Genomic DNA, 16,449 nt, shown 5'->3' with positions numbered 1-16,449 from the left:
TAAGCGGGATATGCAAATTCTCACTTACTAAAAGCTGCGCCTCCGGGGTGCCATTCCCGCTCTATTACCGCCAAATTTCGTAAAGGTTTTCTCAGGCGTCTCTTTACCACCCAGAGCGCTTGGCCGTGCGCCATTGGCTGCTCTTGGGGCTCTCTGGCTTCCCGGTCGGCTATTTTTTCTTTCCTCACCGTACCGGCGGACCGGCACGTGCGGCTCACGGAAAAATTCGTTTTCATTGCGGGACGCGTTCAAGTCGTAATCAAAGCCGTCCACGGTGCGGCGTTCAATCGGACTGCCCAGAACTTTCTCTATCGCCCGCACCATCAACTTGTCTTCACCCGTAACCAGAGTATAGGCGTCGCCGGTCCGGGTGGCGCGACCGGTCCTGCCAATGCGATGGATATAGGCATCCGTGGTATTGGGGATATCATAATTGATGACGTGGGAAATATTCGTCACGTCTATGCCGCGGGCGGCAATATCCGTTGCCACGAGGATCTGGAACCGGCCATCGCGGAAGCCGCCCATCGCCGCTTCCCGCTGCGACTGGGAAAGATTGCCCTGCAAAGAGGCCGCCTTATGGCCGGCCTTGACTATTTGTTCCGCCAGGCGCTTCGTGCGATGCTTGGTGCGGGCAAAGACGAGCACCGATTTGGTTGCCGTATTATGCAAAATCTCCAGGAGCAGCGGGGTCTTCAGATGCGGGGCCACCGGGTAAAGGGCATGGTTTACCGTATCCACCGGCGCGGTCTCGCCCACCTGGATGGTAACCGGGTCCCTCAGAATATCGCAGGCCAGATGACGGATCTCCTGCGGCATGGTGGCCGAGAAGAGAAGCGTCTGCCGCTGCTTCGGGAGATAGGCCAGGATGCGTCTGATATCGGGCAAAAAGCCCATATCGAACATGTGATCGGCCTCGTCGAGCACCAGTATATCCACCAGCGAAAGGTCAATAGTCCCCCGACCGAGATGATCGAGGAGCCGCCCCGGGCAGGCAACAATGATCTCCACTCCCCGTTTAAGCTTTTCCACCTGGGGGCCGAAACCGACGCCGCCGTAGATGGTGACGCTCTTAAGACGCGTCTGCCGCCCCAGAACACCGATGGCAGCGTGGGTCTGTTCGGCCAGTTCGCGGGTCGGGGCGACGATAAGTGCCCGCACCTTTTTTCTGCCGCCCTGCATCAGGCGGTTAAGAATAGGCAGCACAAAGGCCGCCGTCTTGCCGGTGCCGGTCTGCGCCAATCCCATTACGTCGCGTCCTTTTAGGACCGGCGGGATCGCCTGCTCCTGAATCGGCGTGGGCTTACTGTAGCCCGCCACCGCAACCCCGGCCGCGACGTCGGGGTGTAAAGCAAATACATTGAACTCCATTTATTCCTTCTTTCTGTGTACCGCAAAAAAAAGCCCCGAGTGTATCCCGGGGCTGCAATGATATAATTTTCATCTTTGAACTGCGGTCTTACGGGGGGCTACTTAGCAGATCAGATAATCATATGTCAAGAAAAATAATCATGATTGTTTGTTTAACATCCTGAAGAAGGAAAATTGAAGATACTGAGGGGGCAGATTCAAGAAAATAAATCCGTCCCCTTTTCACTAATAATTGGTGGCTGTCCCCAATTCTTTATTTAATAAAACCGAGTTTCCTGCTCCAGTTCGCCAGCGCCGTCACCATTTCCGCTATTTTTTCCTTGGTTTTGGCATCGGTAATATTGCCTTCCTGGTCAACCTTATCCTGCGCCGTTGATACCATGACCTCCGGCTTGTTTAGGGGGTGCATGTTCAGCCAGACGAAACACTGGCGCAAATGATATTGCGCCCTTGATGACCCCATCATGCCAATGGATGCCCCCACGATTCCGACAGGCTTTCCCTCCAGCGCGTTTTCGCCGTGCGGACGGGAAGCCCAGTCCAGGGCATTCTTCAAAACCCCGGGGATGGAATAATTGTATTCCGGCGTCGCAATGAGGATGGCGTCGGCCGCCTTGATCTTGCTTTTGAACTCCTTGACTCTGTCAGGCGGCTGGTTCTCCAGATCCTGATTGAAGGGCGGAATCCCCTCCAGGTCGAAGGTCTCGACCGTGATATCCTGCAAGTTGAGATTGGCCGCCACGCGCAGAATGGCCTTATTATACGACTGCTTACGAAGACTGCCCGCGAATCCAAAAATTTTGATATTGTTCCCCATGGTACTATCCTCCTCGTTGCAATGTTATACTACAGTTTTTTCAGCGCCTCCCGGGTTGCAGTGAAAAACCACCAGGAGGACATCAATCCGGGAGGTCAGGGGAAATCTCCGTTTTCCCCTTGACATTACTTATCATGGATGTCGGTATAGTCTTTCTCCTTACTCATACATGCACAACTTCATGAAGGATATGTTCCCCGATAGTTGGTTTCAGAGCACTCTTCATAACGAGGTCTACCTTTATGTTAAGCTCTTTGCTCAGAAATCTCTCAAGACGGATAAACCCAAAAAATGTTGGAACTTTTTCAAAATCAACCAGGATGTCAAGGTCACTCTTTCGTCTTTGCTTTCCTTGTACAAAGGAACCAAAAACCCCCAGAGAGCTTACCCCGTAATGTTTTTGCAGTTCTGGCTTAAGTTTTTTCAGGATTTCAATCTTTTCTTCAATGCCGATCATAATCAACCCATTCTAACACGGGGAAACAATGACTGAACCGCTTCCGTCTGCACCCAAAATAAATCTCCTTTATTTCTTAATTGGTATTATGTCCCCGGATTCCCCTAGTGGCTGTCCCCAATCCTTTTTTTGTTTTCCCGGAATCAATAAACTTCGTCATGTCCGCCAATATCAATCAGAAGGACTTCGGCTTTGCTTACAAAATTAAAGATTACCCGGCAATCAAAGCTGACGCTGAACGCCCATAGCCCTTCAAGCTTGCCTGTCAATTTATGAGTTCTCAAGCGTGGGTGAAAAGGATCTTTCTCAAATATTTCCGCAGCTTCCCAAAATCTGCCCTTGAGTTCAGCATCTATCTTTACCTTCTTTCGGTAAGCCCGCTTGAACCCTTGCTCCCAGGATATTTTAATCACTTTCCAGATCCTTGTATAACTCTTTCACCGTTCCGGACTTGGTCGTCTGTTTCCTGAAACCGGCCATTGCTGTTTTTGCCCTCTTGGCAATGGCCTCTCTTTTTGCCTCTATCAACTGCTTCTGGATCACTTCTGCCGCGTATTCCTTATCATCAAGTGGCAAGTGGATAAATTCCTCGATTAGGCTGTTAACCGTTGCTGTGCTCATTTATTATACCTCCTCATGTCCTCATTACGGGGTCTTTCAAGTTTGCGATTATAATCCGCATCCTGATGCAAAACAATAGGGCTCCGTCCCTAATTGTTCTAAGGTGTCCCCTTAATTACCCTTAATTCTCAGGGATAGCTTTCCTTATATAACAATTCAGGATCTAAATCGGCTCCGTTGCCCCATTCTATTGTGTCATAACCTACGTGTACTGATTTAAAAAAATTCTGATCCTTTAATTCGGTAAAGATTCCTTTTTCCATATAGGAACTCATGTCAAAGATTCTTTGTTCATCATTTTCGAATGTTAATAATAATTTATAATTATCGAGAGGTTGCACATATTTGACGCTCAAGTACATAATCTCCGCTCCGATTTGTCAGTTATTTGAGAGGCTCTATTTTAAAAGGGATTTCACTATTGGCAGCCAATTCCCAGTCGGCCAGTAATTCCTCTTTGTGAAGCTAAGCCCACGCCTCAACAAACTTGCGCTGTTTAATAGGCATTTCACCTTCGAGTATTTCGCATACGTTGATATCAAAAATTGCTTTATAATTTTGGTAATACGCATGAAAGTGCGGTGGATTATGTTCTTTCTTGCCTAAATACATTCTTATAATAATACCGAAAAACATACTAATTGTTGGCATAATGTATCTCCTTCAAATTGTAATTCGGTATACTGTCCCCGGAATTCCCCTATTCTGGAATTAAGTATGCTGTCCCCGGAACTCCCATTCACATTACTCCGTTGCCCTGTCAAGAAATAATTAAGTAAGGTGTCCCCTTATTCCCTCCCCTCATGCAACGGCCAGCATCAGATGTCCAAGCGGCTCGACTGCCGGTTTAACCTTGATCTCAATATCGTATCCTAACCGGTTTAAGCAATCCATCAATTTGCGCTCTGATACGTTGGAAAAATCACCACGAAGCAGGCCGGATAGTTTGGGTTGAGGCAACCCCATACGGCGACCGGCTTCCTCTTGCGACAAGCCAAGGTTGCGCACAGCTTTGGTGATTTCAATCACGAGGCCCGATTTTATTTTCAGTTTATCCGCGTCAGGCAAGTCCACGTCGGCAAAGACATTGCCGGAACTCATCTCAACTTCGATGCCATCGATCATTCGCTTATTCATCCCGCATCTCCTGTGAAAATTTTTCCGCGACTTTCAGCCGTTCACGGATGATGTCCATGTCTGGCTTGGGTGTCGCAATGCCGCTCTTGCTCTTTTTCTGGAACACATGCAACACGAAAACCGCATCCCCGAACTTGACGGTGTATGCAGCACGGTACGTGTTTCCTTGCTCATTCTCAACAATCTCCAAGACGCCCGCACCACCGAAGCCCTTAAGAACTTTGGCCGCGTTGTGCTGCTCACCGCGCTGGGTAAGTCCAAGGCATGACCAAAGAACTTGCGAACGCCTATGGGTAGAGTCATCAAGTCTTTTTTGCTGCTACCCAGCCATGCAAGCGGTTTTTCTTTTTGACTCGTCATAGCTGCATTATACTTGAACGGATATAAAAAGCAAGCAAGAATACTTCAGCAATTTCCAGCGCGATAATACCAGACGCATCTGGAGAATGGCACGCGTGACATCCTGAAGAAGGGAAATTGCACATGCTACGGGGGACAACATAAAAAGGGGGCAGATTTTCGAAATTCAACCTGCCCCCTTTTCCCTTAAAAAACTAGTATGGTGTCCCCTTAATTGCCCCTTAATTGCCTTCAGGTGGTGAGATTCGTCCTTGACTATCTGTTTATTTGTTGTTACGATTAAATCATGAAAATCGCCTTCGACCCGGCAAAGAGTGAACGGAACACCAAGTCACGATCCCTGCCTTTTGATAGAGCGGTTGATTTTGACTGGGAGACAGCTATCTATTACGAGGATGGGCGCGAGAATTACCCGGAAACCAGGATCATCGCCATGGGATTTCTGGGTATGCGGTTGCATGTAATCTGCTTCACGCCGATTGACGCTGGTGTGAGGATTATCAGTTTTCGCAAGGCGAACAGAAGGGAGGTTCGATATTATGAGCATGAAACCGCTGACCGATAAATCCGGAGAAGTCCGGGAATTGACCAGGGCAGATATGAAGCGTTTCCGACCTGCTGCGGAGGTGTTGGCGCCGGAGCTTTTGGCAGTATTGCCGAAACGAAAGCCGGGGCAGAGGGGGGGGCAGAAGAGGCCGACCAAGGAACCCGTCACAGTTCGTTACAGCCGAGATGTCTTGGAGTATTTTCGCACTACCGGCCCCGGCTGGCAGGCGCGCATTGATGCCGCCCTGAAAGAGTGGGTTGCCCTGCATCGTCAAGGCAGTCAAGGATAGGAAGGATTCGGCGACCATACACTTTTCCATTTGAGGCGGGAAAGGTACTCTTTCGCCGGATTGGTACGCGTGACATCCTGAAGAAGGAAAATTGAAAATACTGAGGGGACAATAGAAAGAGGGGACAGATTTTCGAAAATCAACCTGCCCCCTCTTCCCTTAAAAAACTAGTATGGTGTCCCCGCATTTCGTCCCCGCATTTCCCGGCAATACTTGCCTCATATTGCACCATAATATTGACGACTTGCCCCTTATCTGTGCCAATTCGAATCCTCAGACGGTCATTCCCGTCAATACTGATGGTCTTTATGAATTCCTTGCTTTTAATTTTCATGGAAGTCTTGAAATGTAGCATTTTTATAGGTTGATAAGTTAATAAGTTAACAGCGTCCCTCCGCCCTCACTAATTGTTTATCCGGAACTCGAATAGAATAGGGGCTCTGTCCCTAATTGTCTCTTTTTTCACTATTAATCCGTATTATGTCCCCGGAACTCCCCAATTGTTTCCTACCCTACCGCAACATATTCTGCAAAGGAAGTCGTCTCAGGGATAGGCAACTTATCTTCCAATAATCCACGCACATGCATCTCAATCGCCTCATGCATATTTTGCTCAACCACCTCATGGTTAGGTCCGGTAGCAATACACCCGGGCAAATCGGGGGAGTAAGCAGAATAATTACCTTCCGCCTTTTCAATGACAACAAGAAACCTACGCATCGGTTACCTTACCTCCTTCAATTTCGCCTGTTTCAAAACACTGTTCAGGGTACCCGGCGCTAAATCATCATTGGGATGTCCAGCGATAGTAACTCTGCCATTTTTTGTGGCATGTTTGTATTACCGATGACTTCCTTGTGTGTCTACTCGATGCCAGCCATCAGCCTCTATCAACTTTATGATATCACGTACCTTCATTACTGTCTATTCTTTCGGGCATGTAGGATGTGAGCCCGTCCCCGATTGCCGTGATTAATTAGTGGCTGTCCCCAATTCTTTTTCCCTTAAAAAACTAGTATGGTGTCCCCGGATTCACACAATCAATGAATTTTTCAATCGGTGCGCCAAGCAGTAAAGAAAGCTTCCTGGCCATTTTCAGGCTGATGGATCTTTGTCCACGCTCCATATTGGAAATGTGCTGCCGGGGAATTCCGCCAAGGACCTCGCCTAATTGAAGTTGCGTCAACCCCTTATTCTCACGATAGATGCGCAGGTAAGTCCCCGGCGTCATCTTCTCCTTAACGCCTCTATACCACTGCGTTTCAAATACATCAACCAGATCATCCCCATCATCTTCAACAAGGCTAAGCTCTGGTCCATACTCTTCTCTTAAGACATCCATCAGCCTCGGCGGAATGGCCGTGCCCCTGACGCTGATTTCAATACGGGGCGTTTTCACGACTGCCTGCATAATACACCTCTATAATCAATGTTTTGTCTTCACAATACCAGCAAGCCACCCACTTCCGGGCTAAATGGCAATGGTACATTTCTTTGCCGATCCTGCTGTAATTCGGCCAACCCGGTTGAACCGGGCCGTTATCCCTCAAGTCTTCGAGCAGCACCGCCAGGTTTTCCTGGACGGAAACGGGCATTTTCTCGGCATCTTTAAGAGCTTTCTTTTTGACCGATACCTTGAACATGGTGCATTGTAATCAATAATTGGTTAGATGTCAAGGCCGAATATCTTTCGCCGGATCGGCACGCATGTCATCCTGAAGAAGGAAAATTGAAAGTAGTGGGGGTGACAAGAAAAAAAGAGGGCAGATTTGAGAAATTCAACCTGCCCCTTTTTCCCTTAAAAAACTAGTATGGTCCCCGGAATTTCAATTCCTTTTATATTGTTCCTTTGAAATATGGGAAGTGTCCCCCTTTTTCCGTTTGGAAAATCAAACTGTTCCCTGATCACCATTTTAATTAGTGGCTGTCCCCAATTCTTTCAATTCTTTTAATAATCTCGAAAAGAATAGGGGCTCTGTCCCTAATTATACTACCCGGATTTCCTCATTTTCATCCTTCGTTGTGCCCGCGCCGGGCATGGGGGTTAATTGGATGTCCCCGGTAAATCCCTCCATTGCATGTCGAGCTTTCGTTTGGAGGCAGAGCAATCTATTAGGTAAAGGTTGATAAGGCTCTGGTATGGTATGTTTGTTTCCTCCGCCATCATCTTGAAGTAGTCAACCACGTCCGGGCTCATCCTGAGGGTAACCTGTTTCTTGAGCCTCTTTGCATAGGGATTCGGCCGGGACTTCAACTTAGACAGATCGTATTCCTCTTTCATTTCACTATCTCCTATAATACTTGCATTCCTTTGCCGTGGCCTTTCGGGCTGAAATAATCCGGATCACCGATTCGCTTTCACGATAGCAGTGGCAAACCATCGCGAGCCGAAGATGGGAACTAAGACCGAGCAAAAGAAATCTATCTTCCCATTCCGAGTGTTTGTCATCGTAGAACTCCGTCGCAAAATTGTCATAGAAAACGGTCTGCGCCTCCTCAAACGACACGCCGTGATTCTTTATGTTCTCCGCGGCCTTTGCTGCATCCCACGCAAATTGAATTTCTGACATGCCTACATTGTATTTACAATTATGAATTAGTCAAGCGCTTTTTGTTTGATATCCTGAAGAAGGAAAATTGAAAGTAGTGGGGGTGACAAGAAAAAAGGGGGCAGATTTGAGAAATTCAACCTGCCCCCTTTTCCCTTAAAAAACTAGTATGGTGTCCCCGTATTTCTTACGCTGAATTTCCATTTTAACGAGCTTGCTGCAAAACAATAGGGGCTCTGTCCCTAATTGTCCCGGATTTCGCGTCTTCCTATCCCTTCTGCAAGCAACATTGTCACCAGCGTATTCAACGAGGTGCCGTCAGCCTTGGCCTGCACCACCAAGCTATAGTGCAGGCTGCGCGGAAGTCGCTGCATCAGGCGCACCGGCTCGGCAGTCTCGCCGTGACGGGTGGGTTTCGGGATCGGCTTGCCCATGTGCACACGAGCCGAGATCCAGGCGGAAAATGCATCACGCGCATTGGCAAGGGCTTCCACCTCGGTTTCGCCGTCGGACATACAGCCGGGAAGATCGGGAAAAGTGATCAAGTAGCCGCTGCCGTCTTCTTCCGTCAGCGGCTCAACCACGTGGGCATACGCATCGAACGGATACTGCGGTTCGACGTGCGGAACAATGATTTCGCTCATGACTGCAACTCCTTTACCTTATCAACCAGCGCCACAAAATGACGCACATACACCGGCTTGATGGGCCGATGCGCCGGGACGCTCACGTCATCCTCCACACCGGGAAACGAGAACACAAAATGGCTTCCGCCTTCACTGCGCCAATCAATACCAAAGCGGCCGGCAACCGACTTCAGATCCGCAATCCGCCAGTCACGCGGATTATTGCGCATTCGGGCGTGGATTTTCTCGTGTGTGCTCATGGCTTTGCATAGTGCCACATACGACACTATATGTCAAGAGAATTTACAGGCTGAGCATGCTCCCGAATTGCCTCAAATATTTACATTGCTTGCCGAATAGAGAAGATAACTCACCGCTTCACTTTTTTTAAATTGAGGCGGGAAAGGAAAACAATCTGTCACCCTTTTCCCTTAAAAAACTAGTATGGTGTCCCCATATTTCCGAGGAATTATTCCATCCAATTCGGAAGTGATGTTTGGGTCGCTGCGGCGTAAAGAGTCTCTGGGGCAATATCTATTTCGTTTTGCCATGACAGTACCCCAAGCTCTGCGTTTATTTTGAAGGTTTTAAAGAAATTAATATCATTGAAACGATCAAATACCCCCCCTCTGGTAAGGTACATCGAGAAATCCACAATCCCGCGATTCCCATCGTCAAAAGTAACTTCAATCTTGTAGCCGTCTTTATAAGAAGCAGAAACTACATCATGTATCATTCGTTACCTCCTTCTATGTCAAAGGTAAAATTTGCTTTGGCGGCTTACTGTTCTTTGCCAGATTCCAGCTCAGCATCAGCTCTTGCTGGTGCTGAGATGCCCATTCCATTGCAAGCCCCAAGGCCCGATGCGAAATGTGCCCTTCCAGCACTCGCAGGGAATCTATTCCGATCGCCACGCTGTCCTTGCCATAACGCGCATGGAAATGAGGTGGATTGTGATCGTCGTAAAACATGGCAATAATAATTCCATAGAAGCGGCTAATTTCAGGCATCTTGAAACCTATTCAAGCTAAGAGTAAAATGTGAACCCGTCCCCAATTCATCTGGATGTCCCCTTTTTTAATGTCTAATGTCCCCTAACTTTAATACGGGAAGTGTCCCTATATTTCCCGCATTTTCATCCTTCGTTGTGACCGCGCCGGGCATGGGGGTTAATTGGTATTATGTCCCCGGAATATCCCGGGAAGTGTCCCTATATTTTCTATTCTAATTGTTCTTTAAAAGGGGGGCAGATTTGAGAAATTCAATCTGTCCCCTTTTCCCCTAATAATTAGTGGCTCTGTCCCTAATTGTTCTAAAAACTAGTATGGTGTCCCCGGGTTTCCCCTGGCTGCCCTGCGCTTCCCGCCACATGGAATCCTTTGGAGTTGCAGAACCAACCGAAGCGCTTCATTCACTGCTTCGTCATTTGCGAAGCCCCTTGCCACATCCGGCGATAGCAATACGAGGTTTGTCCCCTGCTCATAACGCTTGGCATACTTGCCTCGTTCACCTTCCTTGAGCAGGGTGGCAAGATCGTATTCAGAACGAAGTTCGTCAGCCATTTCGTCTTTGCACCGCGTTTTCATATGCTTCACGCTCCCTTCGAGTAAGTTCCCGTGCGCTGATGATTCTGGTTCGATCACCCCTGTCGGTATGTGCAACCATCAGAAAGCGACTGGCGACCGATGTCCCGATGGTTATGTAGCGATCTTCTTCGGAGTGATCTGGATCATAAATCGTGATACTCAGTCGGTCTCTTAAAACGCTGGCGGCTTCGCTGAAAGAAACAAGATGTTTCCTGAGATTCTTTTTCGCTTTGACATTATCCCATTCAAACCGATCATAACATCATTATTTTTCCTTAATCGCTGCAATCCTGTTTGCTTTTCAACATATGTCAATTAACCGCTTCAGTCAACAAGGAATGCCTTTCTATCTGATACGAATCTGCATTCTTATTTTCCTGTGAAATATGGGAAGTGTCCCTATATTTTCCTTTCCCTTAAAAAACTAGTATGGTGTCCCCGGATTTCCCCCGTATTTCCTCCCTTAAAAACTAGTATGGTGTCCCCGGATTTCCACTAATTGTCCTCGACGCAGTAGGGCAGTTGGAAATGACCGGCGACAATGCCAGGTACGGTTATGTCCTCGTCGAGAGATTCCCATCGCAGGGCGTAACCGTTCAATCGCAGGGATACCTCCTGCAATTTCTCTTCCGGCGCACCGGCTAGAATCTTAAAGCGATTCGCCGGGAAACCGATAATACGCCCGTCTGTCAGTTCGATGAAGATAGTTCTTCGCTCTGCCCATGCTCTGACAGCGGCGGGCTCAACTGCATCATTTCTGGCGGTTAAAGTGCTCATAATATTTTTCCTCCAGGAAAGTACTATATTCGAATACAATCCTCTCGATTTTACGGATAACCTCTGGGGATATGCCTTTATTACCGGCCAACCGGATTGGATCAAGCCAGAATTTGCATTCACCATCGGGGGTTTCAACATGGATATGAACTGGTTCTCTCCCCTCGTCGGAATAGAAATGAAATCTGTATGAACCTAATTTCATTGCAGTCGGCATGTCTGAAGATAACCTTTCGCACTGGACGTTGTCAAGTGAAAAAGAGATTGCCACCTTTCGTCATCCTGAAGAAGGAAAATTGAAAATACTGAGGGGACAATAGAAAGAGGGGGCAGATTTTCGAAAATTAACCTGCCCCCTTTTCCCTTAAAAAACTAGTATGGTGTCCCTATATTTTCCTAGTATGGTGTCCCCGTATTTCTCCCATTGTTTCAATTGTTTGTTTACGAGTGTACCCCCTTTTTACTTGCTACCGATCACTGGCAGTATTTGCTGAATCGTAGTTTACATTGCAGTTATTGTTTTTGTTTGCATCTTGCGCGTTTTGATAGGTAATACTATCCAGGTAGGTACCGCAAGTACTATTTTTTGTATACCTATCTACCGTTTTTGTGCTCTGTAATAGCCCACCGGGAATTATACTACCTTTTCCTACATTTTTGGTGCAAGTGCCATTCAGTTTAAAGTCATATCCGGCATCAGTATTGTTATATACGCTATATCCAGAACAGGCCGGGGCCTGAGTGATCGGGAAATTAGTTCCGGCAATTGTCATTGATCCGTTCCTGTACGTGCTTGAATTGGGATCAACAGTATAATTGACCGTGCCATTGCCTGAGCCGGGGGTGCCCGAATTTATGGCGACCCAGCTCAAAATTTCAGAGGCATTCCATGTACAGCCGGTTCCCGCCGTAACGACGACGTTATTGGTGCCGCCACTGCTACTGAAGGATTGACTGGTGGGGCTGAGCGCATAGGTGCAGCCGCTGGCTTGGGTAACCGTGAAGGTCTGTCCACCGACCGTAATGGTACCAGTTCTTAATGGACCTGCGTTGGCGTCCACCGTATAGTTAACTGTCTGTGCAGCACCTGTACCTGTGCCGCTGCTGGATGTATGAATCCAACTATCAGTAGTCGCTGCAGTCCATGTACAGCCAACTCCCGCCGTGACACTGAATGTAGATCCTGCGCTACCGGCTGCGGCTATTGTGGCGCCGGCGGAGCTCAGAGAATAGGTGCAACCACTCGACTGGGTAACCGTGAAGGTCTGTCCACCGACCGTAATGGTACCAGTTCTTAATGGACCTGCGTTGGCGTCCACCGTATAGTTAACTGTCTGTGCAGCACCTGTACCTGTGCCGCTGCTGGATGTATGAATCCAACTACCAGTAGTCGCTGCAGTCCATGTACAGCCAACTCCCGCCGTGACACTGAATGTAGATCCTGCGCTACCGGCTGCGGCTATTGTAGCGCCGGCGGAGCTCAGAGAATACGTGCAACCGACACAGCTCGCTGATGGGAACGGAACAATATACCAGTTATCGTAGAAAACATTCTTGGCACTTGTTGAATCATAATAAATATGCAATCCGAGCTCGCGCGCCTTGATGGGGTCGGGTTCTGTCGGGTAACTGTCGTAATTTTTCGTCGTTAATGAATTATCATTAATGATATTGCTTCCACTAGGCCCTGCAGCGCCAACTAATGTCCAATTTATAGGCTTGAGATTCCAGTTAATTGTCGGTGTTGAAGCGTCTGGATTACGTGGGTAGGGATACGACAAAGCATCGGCAAGGTAGCTCGTGATAATATTGTACCTACCAGAGTATGGAACACCGGTACCAATTTTTTCCTCTACACCGACGCTGAGGGTAGCCCATGCATTTAGTTTATTCGGGGCGACGGTATCTTGATCCACCACCTTATCTAAAGAAAGGGTAAGTTTCTGATAAGAGAGCAGGGTATGGGGTCCTAATGCACCACCTACCCGCTTCCACAACACCACATACCAGAAATTATCCGAAATTCCGAGCCAAGCGGCGTTTGTACTAAGGGTTGTCAAAGACGAATACCAAGCAGGTATGTTTTTAGTTGAGAGCTTGTCTATTCTGAAAAATGATATGCCATACATATTGTCGGTAACTGGTGGATAAGTGCTGGCGGTATCATCCAGTCGGAATGAGATGCCAACCATGTTAAAATCACTGGTATTATCGGCAACATCTACTTTAACTTGCGTGTGATAGTTCAATAAATCGCAATTCCCTGTCCTATAAGTATCAAATTGGCCCATTGCCGCAGGATTATCGTACCATTTCAAACCCATCGTGTAAAAGTCCGATTTGAGATTCAAAGCTTCGTTACCAATACCGGTACCTACCGTTTGGACCGATTTGATATCTGTTTCACTATTCGCAGTCGGGCTGAAATATTTATCTAAATCCTGCTTGGGAATGTTAAATTCTGGGACCGGATTAAAGGGCAAGCCAGGTGTAATAGTTGGATCAAAATAAGCGAGCTGACGGCTGGCTGCCAAGAAACTGCCCGGGTTAACTTTGCCAGTGACAGTGTATCTTTTGGTAGCAGAATTATAAGCAATAGTGAAGCATTGAGTACTATTGGACAAGCAATACTCTTTCGTTGGGACCGGGACGCCGCCATTGAAGCTGGGATAATTGATGGCATAACGCATACCACCCTTGGCAAGCTGGTAGGCACCAAAGTCTCTACCTGCCATAAGCTCGCTGAAGGTGGATGATGTCGTAACGCCATAGATGCCTGCTCCAAGAGCGGCCATTAGGACCATGGCTACGATAAGAGGAATCAAGGCAAATCCCATTTGTTTTTTTGAGCACATAAATTCCTCCGTCAATAGGATGCCACTTTTGTTACATAAACCGAGTTGCTAAATGATATAGGCGTGTTATTCGCGCCGTTGGTCTTTAGGCTGATATCAATTCTCCGGATTGTTGCTGTTGTGGAAACTGTTGGGCTAAATGGTGTGCCGTCTTTATCATAAAAAAGGAACTTGGATGAAGAAGCTGAAGCATCAGTGACAACTTTGTCCATCAGAGGGTATGACACATTGTTGACAGTAAGCGTAATATTTGGAGGTGATATTGTGATGATATTACCGGTAGCTAAAGGCCTTGTGTAAGTTATGGCATTTGCAGCGGCGGCGGAGATGGTATCTGCCGCTGCTAATTCCTTGACCATCCTGGCCATGGCGATCTGGGCCTTCTGCGTTGCTTCCGCATTTTGTTTGGTAAAGACATAGCCCTCTGCGATCCTCATCAGCCCCATCCCAGCAATAGCGGCCATAATGCCGATCAGCACCAGAGAGACAATCACTTCGATCAGCGTGAAGGCCTTTTCATTTGACATGGGTCCGTGCATTTTACGAAGCATTTTCTTCACCGTAACACAAACAAGGTCGTCAGAGTCTCATCCGTACGATTAGGTTCATCAGGATGAAGAGCAATTGTGACCTTGAGATAACGACCATAGTCCACATGAGTACTATTGATGGGCCCCACTTCCGTTGCCGGGGTATTGCTGGTATTAAAAGTGATGAACCTGTTATGGACCAAACGATAATTTAGATAAATTATGGTAGCAGTGCCGCCAAAGGGCTGGCTAAGGTGATCAGTGTTCTCGCCTACGACTCCTGCCTTTGGCGTTGAGAGATCTTCGGTTTCGGCAAGCCTTGTTTGTAAACCAGGTAGCGGCCCGGAAAGCTTTGGCGCCAAGCCGTTATAAAGCCACCGCACCTTAGTGGCAGAACCCGTAGTTTCTGTAACCATACCCCCGCTTACTACAGGCCAAGGCGTAGGCGTGGGCGTTTCCGTTCCCGGTTCCACAGTGCCGCTGGTACCGGCGACTGTACAAATATACTGATACCCATTTCTTCGCAACGGAGTAGGAATGACGATGGTGCCCACAGCATAGTAAGTATTCGGGCTCCAGCGGGGAATTTTATCGTACTCTGCCGTAATTTTTTCCATAATGTCATTTAACTTTCCCGCTGCCGTGAGCCTAAAAATCGGAATAGAGCTCTGGGTGATTCCTTTGCCGAAATAGGCGGTCATCATAGCTGCTATAACCGCGACAACAACAAGGGTAATAATCACTTCAATTAGTGTAAATCCGGATTTTGAATTATTCTTTCGTGATTTCATGATGTTATATATCCTCTATGTATCCTGTATTAGCGTAAACCCTAAAGGATTTGGAAGCTCCGCCCTGGGTCAGGGTGATCGTGACATTTGTAGTTCCTGGGCTGCCCCAGGAGTCAAAAGCGACCGTTGTTGTCGTACACGTTACACCGGACGCAAAAGTGTGCGTAGGGGAATCTTCAGAAGGGAGATTGATAGTCGCCGCCGTTCCGGTGGGGACTATGTTTGTGAGGGTATAGGAACTGTTTGTTGTAAAAACGATCCCCCATGAGGTAGAGGTATCGTCACTCAATGCCTTCAACTGGGCAAATCTCAGATGCGTTTTAAGAATATCCGTCTGCGGGATCAGATCACTCGAGTTTGACCCCATGCGGCTGACGGCGACGGCCGCCATGATGCCGAGAATGATCAGCACAGCAATTATTTCGATCAGGGTGAAACCCTTGTTGTCAGATGTTTTTTTATCAAACAGATTCATGGTTTTATACCGACGCAGTATGACCCGTTGTTGCTCCTGACTTTTTCGATACCGCAGGACAGAGCGAGGAAAATACCTGCGGCAACGCTGATGCCGACCATTGCGGCAACGAAGGGAATCAGCACGAGGCACAATTCCATTAACAAAAGCGCCCCGCCGATCACTACCACTTCGAGGTAGAGGAGGCTGGCAAATCTTGCGCCTTTTATACCGGACTGCGGATTTTTTCTCAACAGAAATCCCCAGAAACCCAGCCATCCGGCCAGAAATAAAGAGAGCCCCGGCTGCAACAGCAGAAGGGGCGGAAAGAGCGCACCCGCGTCGCTGGTTTTAAAGCCGCTGTTTTTAAAACCAATGTACAGAACGACCGCAAGGGCCAGGTGGGCAAAGGCGACCAGCAGAAAATATAGCGACATCTCGTCCCGGCTGATCCCCGTGCGCAGAGCCTTGATCGGGTCCAGCGTGAATTCGCGGGGCGCGGCCAGGAAGTGCCAGGCGCGAGTGTAAGCCCCTGCCCTCTCCTGCATCACCGAGGCCATCACCCTGGGGGTGAAATCCTCCGGCGGATCAATGGCGGGCGCTGATTTTATTAGGTTTATGATGTCCTGATGATTTTGCATAAATTCTTTCCTGGAAAACCGGGGACACGATCCCGATTTCT

At 48.0% G+C, this 16,449-nt stretch carries 26 protein-coding genes and 4 pseudogenes; 2 read left to right on the top strand and 28 right to left on the bottom strand.

Going from position 1 to position 16,449, the window contains the following annotated elements; all coding sequences use genetic code 11:
- Positions 1 to 27 precede the first annotated feature (27 nt).
- From NT140_06400 to NT140_06360, 9 genes and pseudogenes are all read right to left on the bottom strand, one after another.
- Positions 28 to 1,371 carry a DEAD/DEAH box helicase gene (locus NT140_06400; protein MCX5831500.1) on the bottom strand — a complete coding sequence of 448 codons (1,344 nt, stop codon included), beginning with the start codon at positions 1,369 to 1,371 and terminating at the stop codon, positions 28 to 30.
- A 253-nt stretch (positions 1,372 to 1,624) separates the two neighbouring features.
- Positions 1,625 to 2,188, bottom strand: a complete 564-nt coding sequence (locus NT140_06395) for an NAD(P)H-dependent oxidoreductase (protein MCX5831499.1) — start codon at positions 2,186 to 2,188, stop codon at positions 1,625 to 1,627.
- A gap of 163 nt (positions 2,189 to 2,351) precedes the next feature.
- The gene (locus tag NT140_06390; protein ID MCX5831498.1) at positions 2,352 to 2,645 is read right to left on the bottom strand and encodes a nucleotidyltransferase family protein; all 294 of its coding nucleotides are present in this window, start codon (positions 2,643 to 2,645) and stop codon (positions 2,352 to 2,354) included.
- Positions 2,646 to 2,788: 143 nt separating this feature from the next.
- Positions 2,789 to 3,058, bottom strand: coding sequence for a type II toxin-antitoxin system YafQ family toxin (locus NT140_06385; protein MCX5831497.1), 270 nt, complete (start codon positions 3,056 to 3,058; stop codon positions 2,789 to 2,791).
- On the bottom strand, positions 3,051 to 3,266 hold the full coding sequence (locus NT140_06380; protein ID MCX5831496.1) for a hypothetical protein: 216 nt from the start codon (positions 3,264 to 3,266) through the stop codon (positions 3,051 to 3,053). The genes NT140_06385 and NT140_06380 overlap by 8 nt, the downstream gene beginning before the upstream one ends.
- Positions 3,267 to 3,394: 128 nt before the next feature.
- Positions 3,395 to 3,628: a DUF2442 domain-containing protein gene (locus tag NT140_06375; GenBank protein ID MCX5831495.1), complete on the bottom strand. Its 234-nt coding sequence runs from the start codon at positions 3,626 to 3,628 to the stop codon at positions 3,395 to 3,397.
- A 22-nt stretch (positions 3,629 to 3,650) separates the two neighbouring features.
- A pseudogene (locus NT140_06370) lies at positions 3,651 to 3,917 on the bottom strand (DUF4160 domain-containing protein).
- A 150-nt stretch (positions 3,918 to 4,067) separates the two neighbouring features.
- The gene (locus NT140_06365) at positions 4,068 to 4,403 is read right to left on the bottom strand and encodes a helix-turn-helix transcriptional regulator (protein MCX5831494.1); all 336 of its coding nucleotides are present in this window, start codon (positions 4,401 to 4,403) and stop codon (positions 4,068 to 4,070) included.
- A pseudogene (locus tag NT140_06360) lies at positions 4,396 to 4,763 on the bottom strand (type II toxin-antitoxin system RelE/ParE family toxin). Before NT140_06360 ends, NT140_06365 begins: the two are co-directional and overlap by 8 nt.
- A 286-nt stretch (positions 4,764 to 5,049) precedes the next feature.
- Here NT140_06360 and NT140_06355 point away from each other — a divergent pair.
- Positions 5,050 to 5,328, top strand: coding sequence for a BrnT family toxin (locus NT140_06355; GenBank protein MCX5831493.1), 279 nt, complete (start codon positions 5,050 to 5,052; stop codon positions 5,326 to 5,328).
- Positions 5,303 to 5,599 (top strand): BrnA antitoxin family protein, encoded by a 297-nt coding sequence (locus NT140_06350; protein MCX5831492.1) that lies wholly within the window; start codon positions 5,303 to 5,305, stop codon positions 5,597 to 5,599. The genes NT140_06355 and NT140_06350 overlap by 26 nt, the downstream gene beginning before the upstream one ends.
- Before the next feature lie 507 nt (positions 5,600 to 6,106).
- Here NT140_06350 and NT140_06345 read toward each other — a convergent pair.
- The 19 genes and pseudogenes from NT140_06345 to NT140_06255 all read right to left on the bottom strand — a co-directional run.
- On the bottom strand, positions 6,107 to 6,319 hold the full coding sequence (locus NT140_06345) for a type II toxin-antitoxin system HicB family antitoxin (GenBank protein MCX5831491.1): 213 nt from the start codon (positions 6,317 to 6,319) through the stop codon (positions 6,107 to 6,109).
- 3 nt (positions 6,320 to 6,322) lie between these two features.
- Positions 6,323 to 6,517: pseudogene (locus tag NT140_06340) on the bottom strand (type II toxin-antitoxin system HicA family toxin).
- Between the two features lie 94 nt (positions 6,518 to 6,611).
- Positions 6,612 to 7,010: a helix-turn-helix transcriptional regulator gene (locus NT140_06335; protein MCX5831490.1), complete on the bottom strand. Its 399-nt coding sequence runs from the start codon at positions 7,008 to 7,010 to the stop codon at positions 6,612 to 6,614.
- Positions 6,979 to 7,242, bottom strand: a complete 264-nt coding sequence (locus NT140_06330) for a hypothetical protein (GenBank protein MCX5831489.1) — start codon at positions 7,240 to 7,242, stop codon at positions 6,979 to 6,981. Before NT140_06330 ends, NT140_06335 begins: the two co-directional genes overlap by 32 nt.
- A gap of 401 nt (positions 7,243 to 7,643) precedes the next feature.
- Positions 7,644 to 7,880: a BrnA antitoxin family protein gene (locus tag NT140_06325; protein ID MCX5831488.1), complete on the bottom strand. Its 237-nt coding sequence runs from the start codon at positions 7,878 to 7,880 to the stop codon at positions 7,644 to 7,646.
- 4 nt (positions 7,881 to 7,884) lie between these two features.
- The gene (locus NT140_06320) at positions 7,885 to 8,169 is read right to left on the bottom strand and encodes a BrnT family toxin (protein ID MCX5831487.1); all 285 of its coding nucleotides are present in this window, start codon (positions 8,167 to 8,169) and stop codon (positions 7,885 to 7,887) included.
- A 221-nt stretch (positions 8,170 to 8,390) separates the two neighbouring features.
- Positions 8,391 to 8,792 (bottom strand): type II toxin-antitoxin system HicB family antitoxin, encoded by a 402-nt coding sequence (locus NT140_06315; protein ID MCX5831486.1) that lies wholly within the window; start codon positions 8,790 to 8,792, stop codon positions 8,391 to 8,393.
- Positions 8,789 to 9,034: a type II toxin-antitoxin system HicA family toxin gene (locus tag NT140_06310; protein ID MCX5831485.1), complete on the bottom strand. Its 246-nt coding sequence runs from the start codon at positions 9,032 to 9,034 to the stop codon at positions 8,789 to 8,791. Before NT140_06310 ends, NT140_06315 begins: the two co-directional genes overlap by 4 nt.
- A 209-nt stretch (positions 9,035 to 9,243) precedes the next feature.
- Positions 9,244 to 9,510, bottom strand: coding sequence for a DUF2442 domain-containing protein (locus NT140_06305; protein MCX5831484.1), 267 nt, complete (start codon positions 9,508 to 9,510; stop codon positions 9,244 to 9,246).
- Between the two features lie 13 nt (positions 9,511 to 9,523).
- A complete protein-coding gene (locus NT140_06300) occupies positions 9,524 to 9,784 on the bottom strand; it encodes a DUF4160 domain-containing protein (GenBank protein ID MCX5831483.1) in 261 nt (86 codons plus the stop codon).
- Positions 9,785 to 10,093: 309 nt separating this feature from the next.
- Positions 10,094 to 10,360: a hypothetical protein gene (locus tag NT140_06295; GenBank protein MCX5831482.1), complete on the bottom strand. Its 267-nt coding sequence runs from the start codon at positions 10,358 to 10,360 to the stop codon at positions 10,094 to 10,096.
- Positions 10,329 to 10,610: pseudogene (locus NT140_06290) on the bottom strand (BrnT family toxin). Before NT140_06290 ends, NT140_06295 begins: the two are co-directional and overlap by 32 nt.
- 245 nt (positions 10,611 to 10,855) lie before the next feature.
- Entirely contained in the window at positions 10,856 to 11,137 is a 282-nt protein-coding gene (locus tag NT140_06285) for a DUF2442 domain-containing protein (GenBank protein ID MCX5831481.1), read from the bottom strand.
- Positions 11,112 to 11,354 (bottom strand): DUF4160 domain-containing protein, encoded by a 243-nt coding sequence (locus NT140_06280; protein MCX5831480.1) that lies wholly within the window; start codon positions 11,352 to 11,354, stop codon positions 11,112 to 11,114. The genes NT140_06285 and NT140_06280 overlap by 26 nt, the downstream gene beginning before the upstream one ends.
- A 250-nt stretch (positions 11,355 to 11,604) precedes the next feature.
- The gene (locus NT140_06275) at positions 11,605 to 13,992 is read right to left on the bottom strand and encodes a BACON domain-containing carbohydrate-binding protein (protein MCX5831479.1); all 2,388 of its coding nucleotides are present in this window, start codon (positions 13,990 to 13,992) and stop codon (positions 11,605 to 11,607) included.
- 11 nt (positions 13,993 to 14,003) lie between these two features.
- On the bottom strand, positions 14,004 to 14,543 hold the full coding sequence (locus NT140_06270; protein MCX5831478.1) for a type II secretion system protein: 540 nt from the start codon (positions 14,541 to 14,543) through the stop codon (positions 14,004 to 14,006).
- Between the two features lie 5 nt (positions 14,544 to 14,548).
- Complete coding sequence (locus NT140_06265; protein ID MCX5831477.1) at positions 14,549 to 15,313, bottom strand: prepilin-type N-terminal cleavage/methylation domain-containing protein; 765 nt, start codon at positions 15,311 to 15,313, stop codon at positions 14,549 to 14,551.
- A 4-nt stretch (positions 15,314 to 15,317) separates the two neighbouring features.
- The gene (locus tag NT140_06260) at positions 15,318 to 15,788 is read right to left on the bottom strand and encodes a prepilin-type N-terminal cleavage/methylation domain-containing protein (protein ID MCX5831476.1); all 471 of its coding nucleotides are present in this window, start codon (positions 15,786 to 15,788) and stop codon (positions 15,318 to 15,320) included.
- Positions 15,785 to 16,449: hypothetical protein (locus tag NT140_06255; GenBank protein MCX5831475.1), on the bottom strand; the 665-nt coding region annotated here is incomplete at its 5' end. The genes NT140_06255 and NT140_06260, both read right to left, overlap by 4 nt.

The sequence above is a fragment of the Deltaproteobacteria bacterium genome (assembly GCA_026388415.1).
Lineage (GTDB): Bacteria > Desulfobacterota > Syntrophia > Syntrophales > JACQWR01 > JAPLJV01.
Note: the sequence above shows the minus strand (reverse complement) of the source record. Positions and strands in the feature narration are given on the sequence as shown.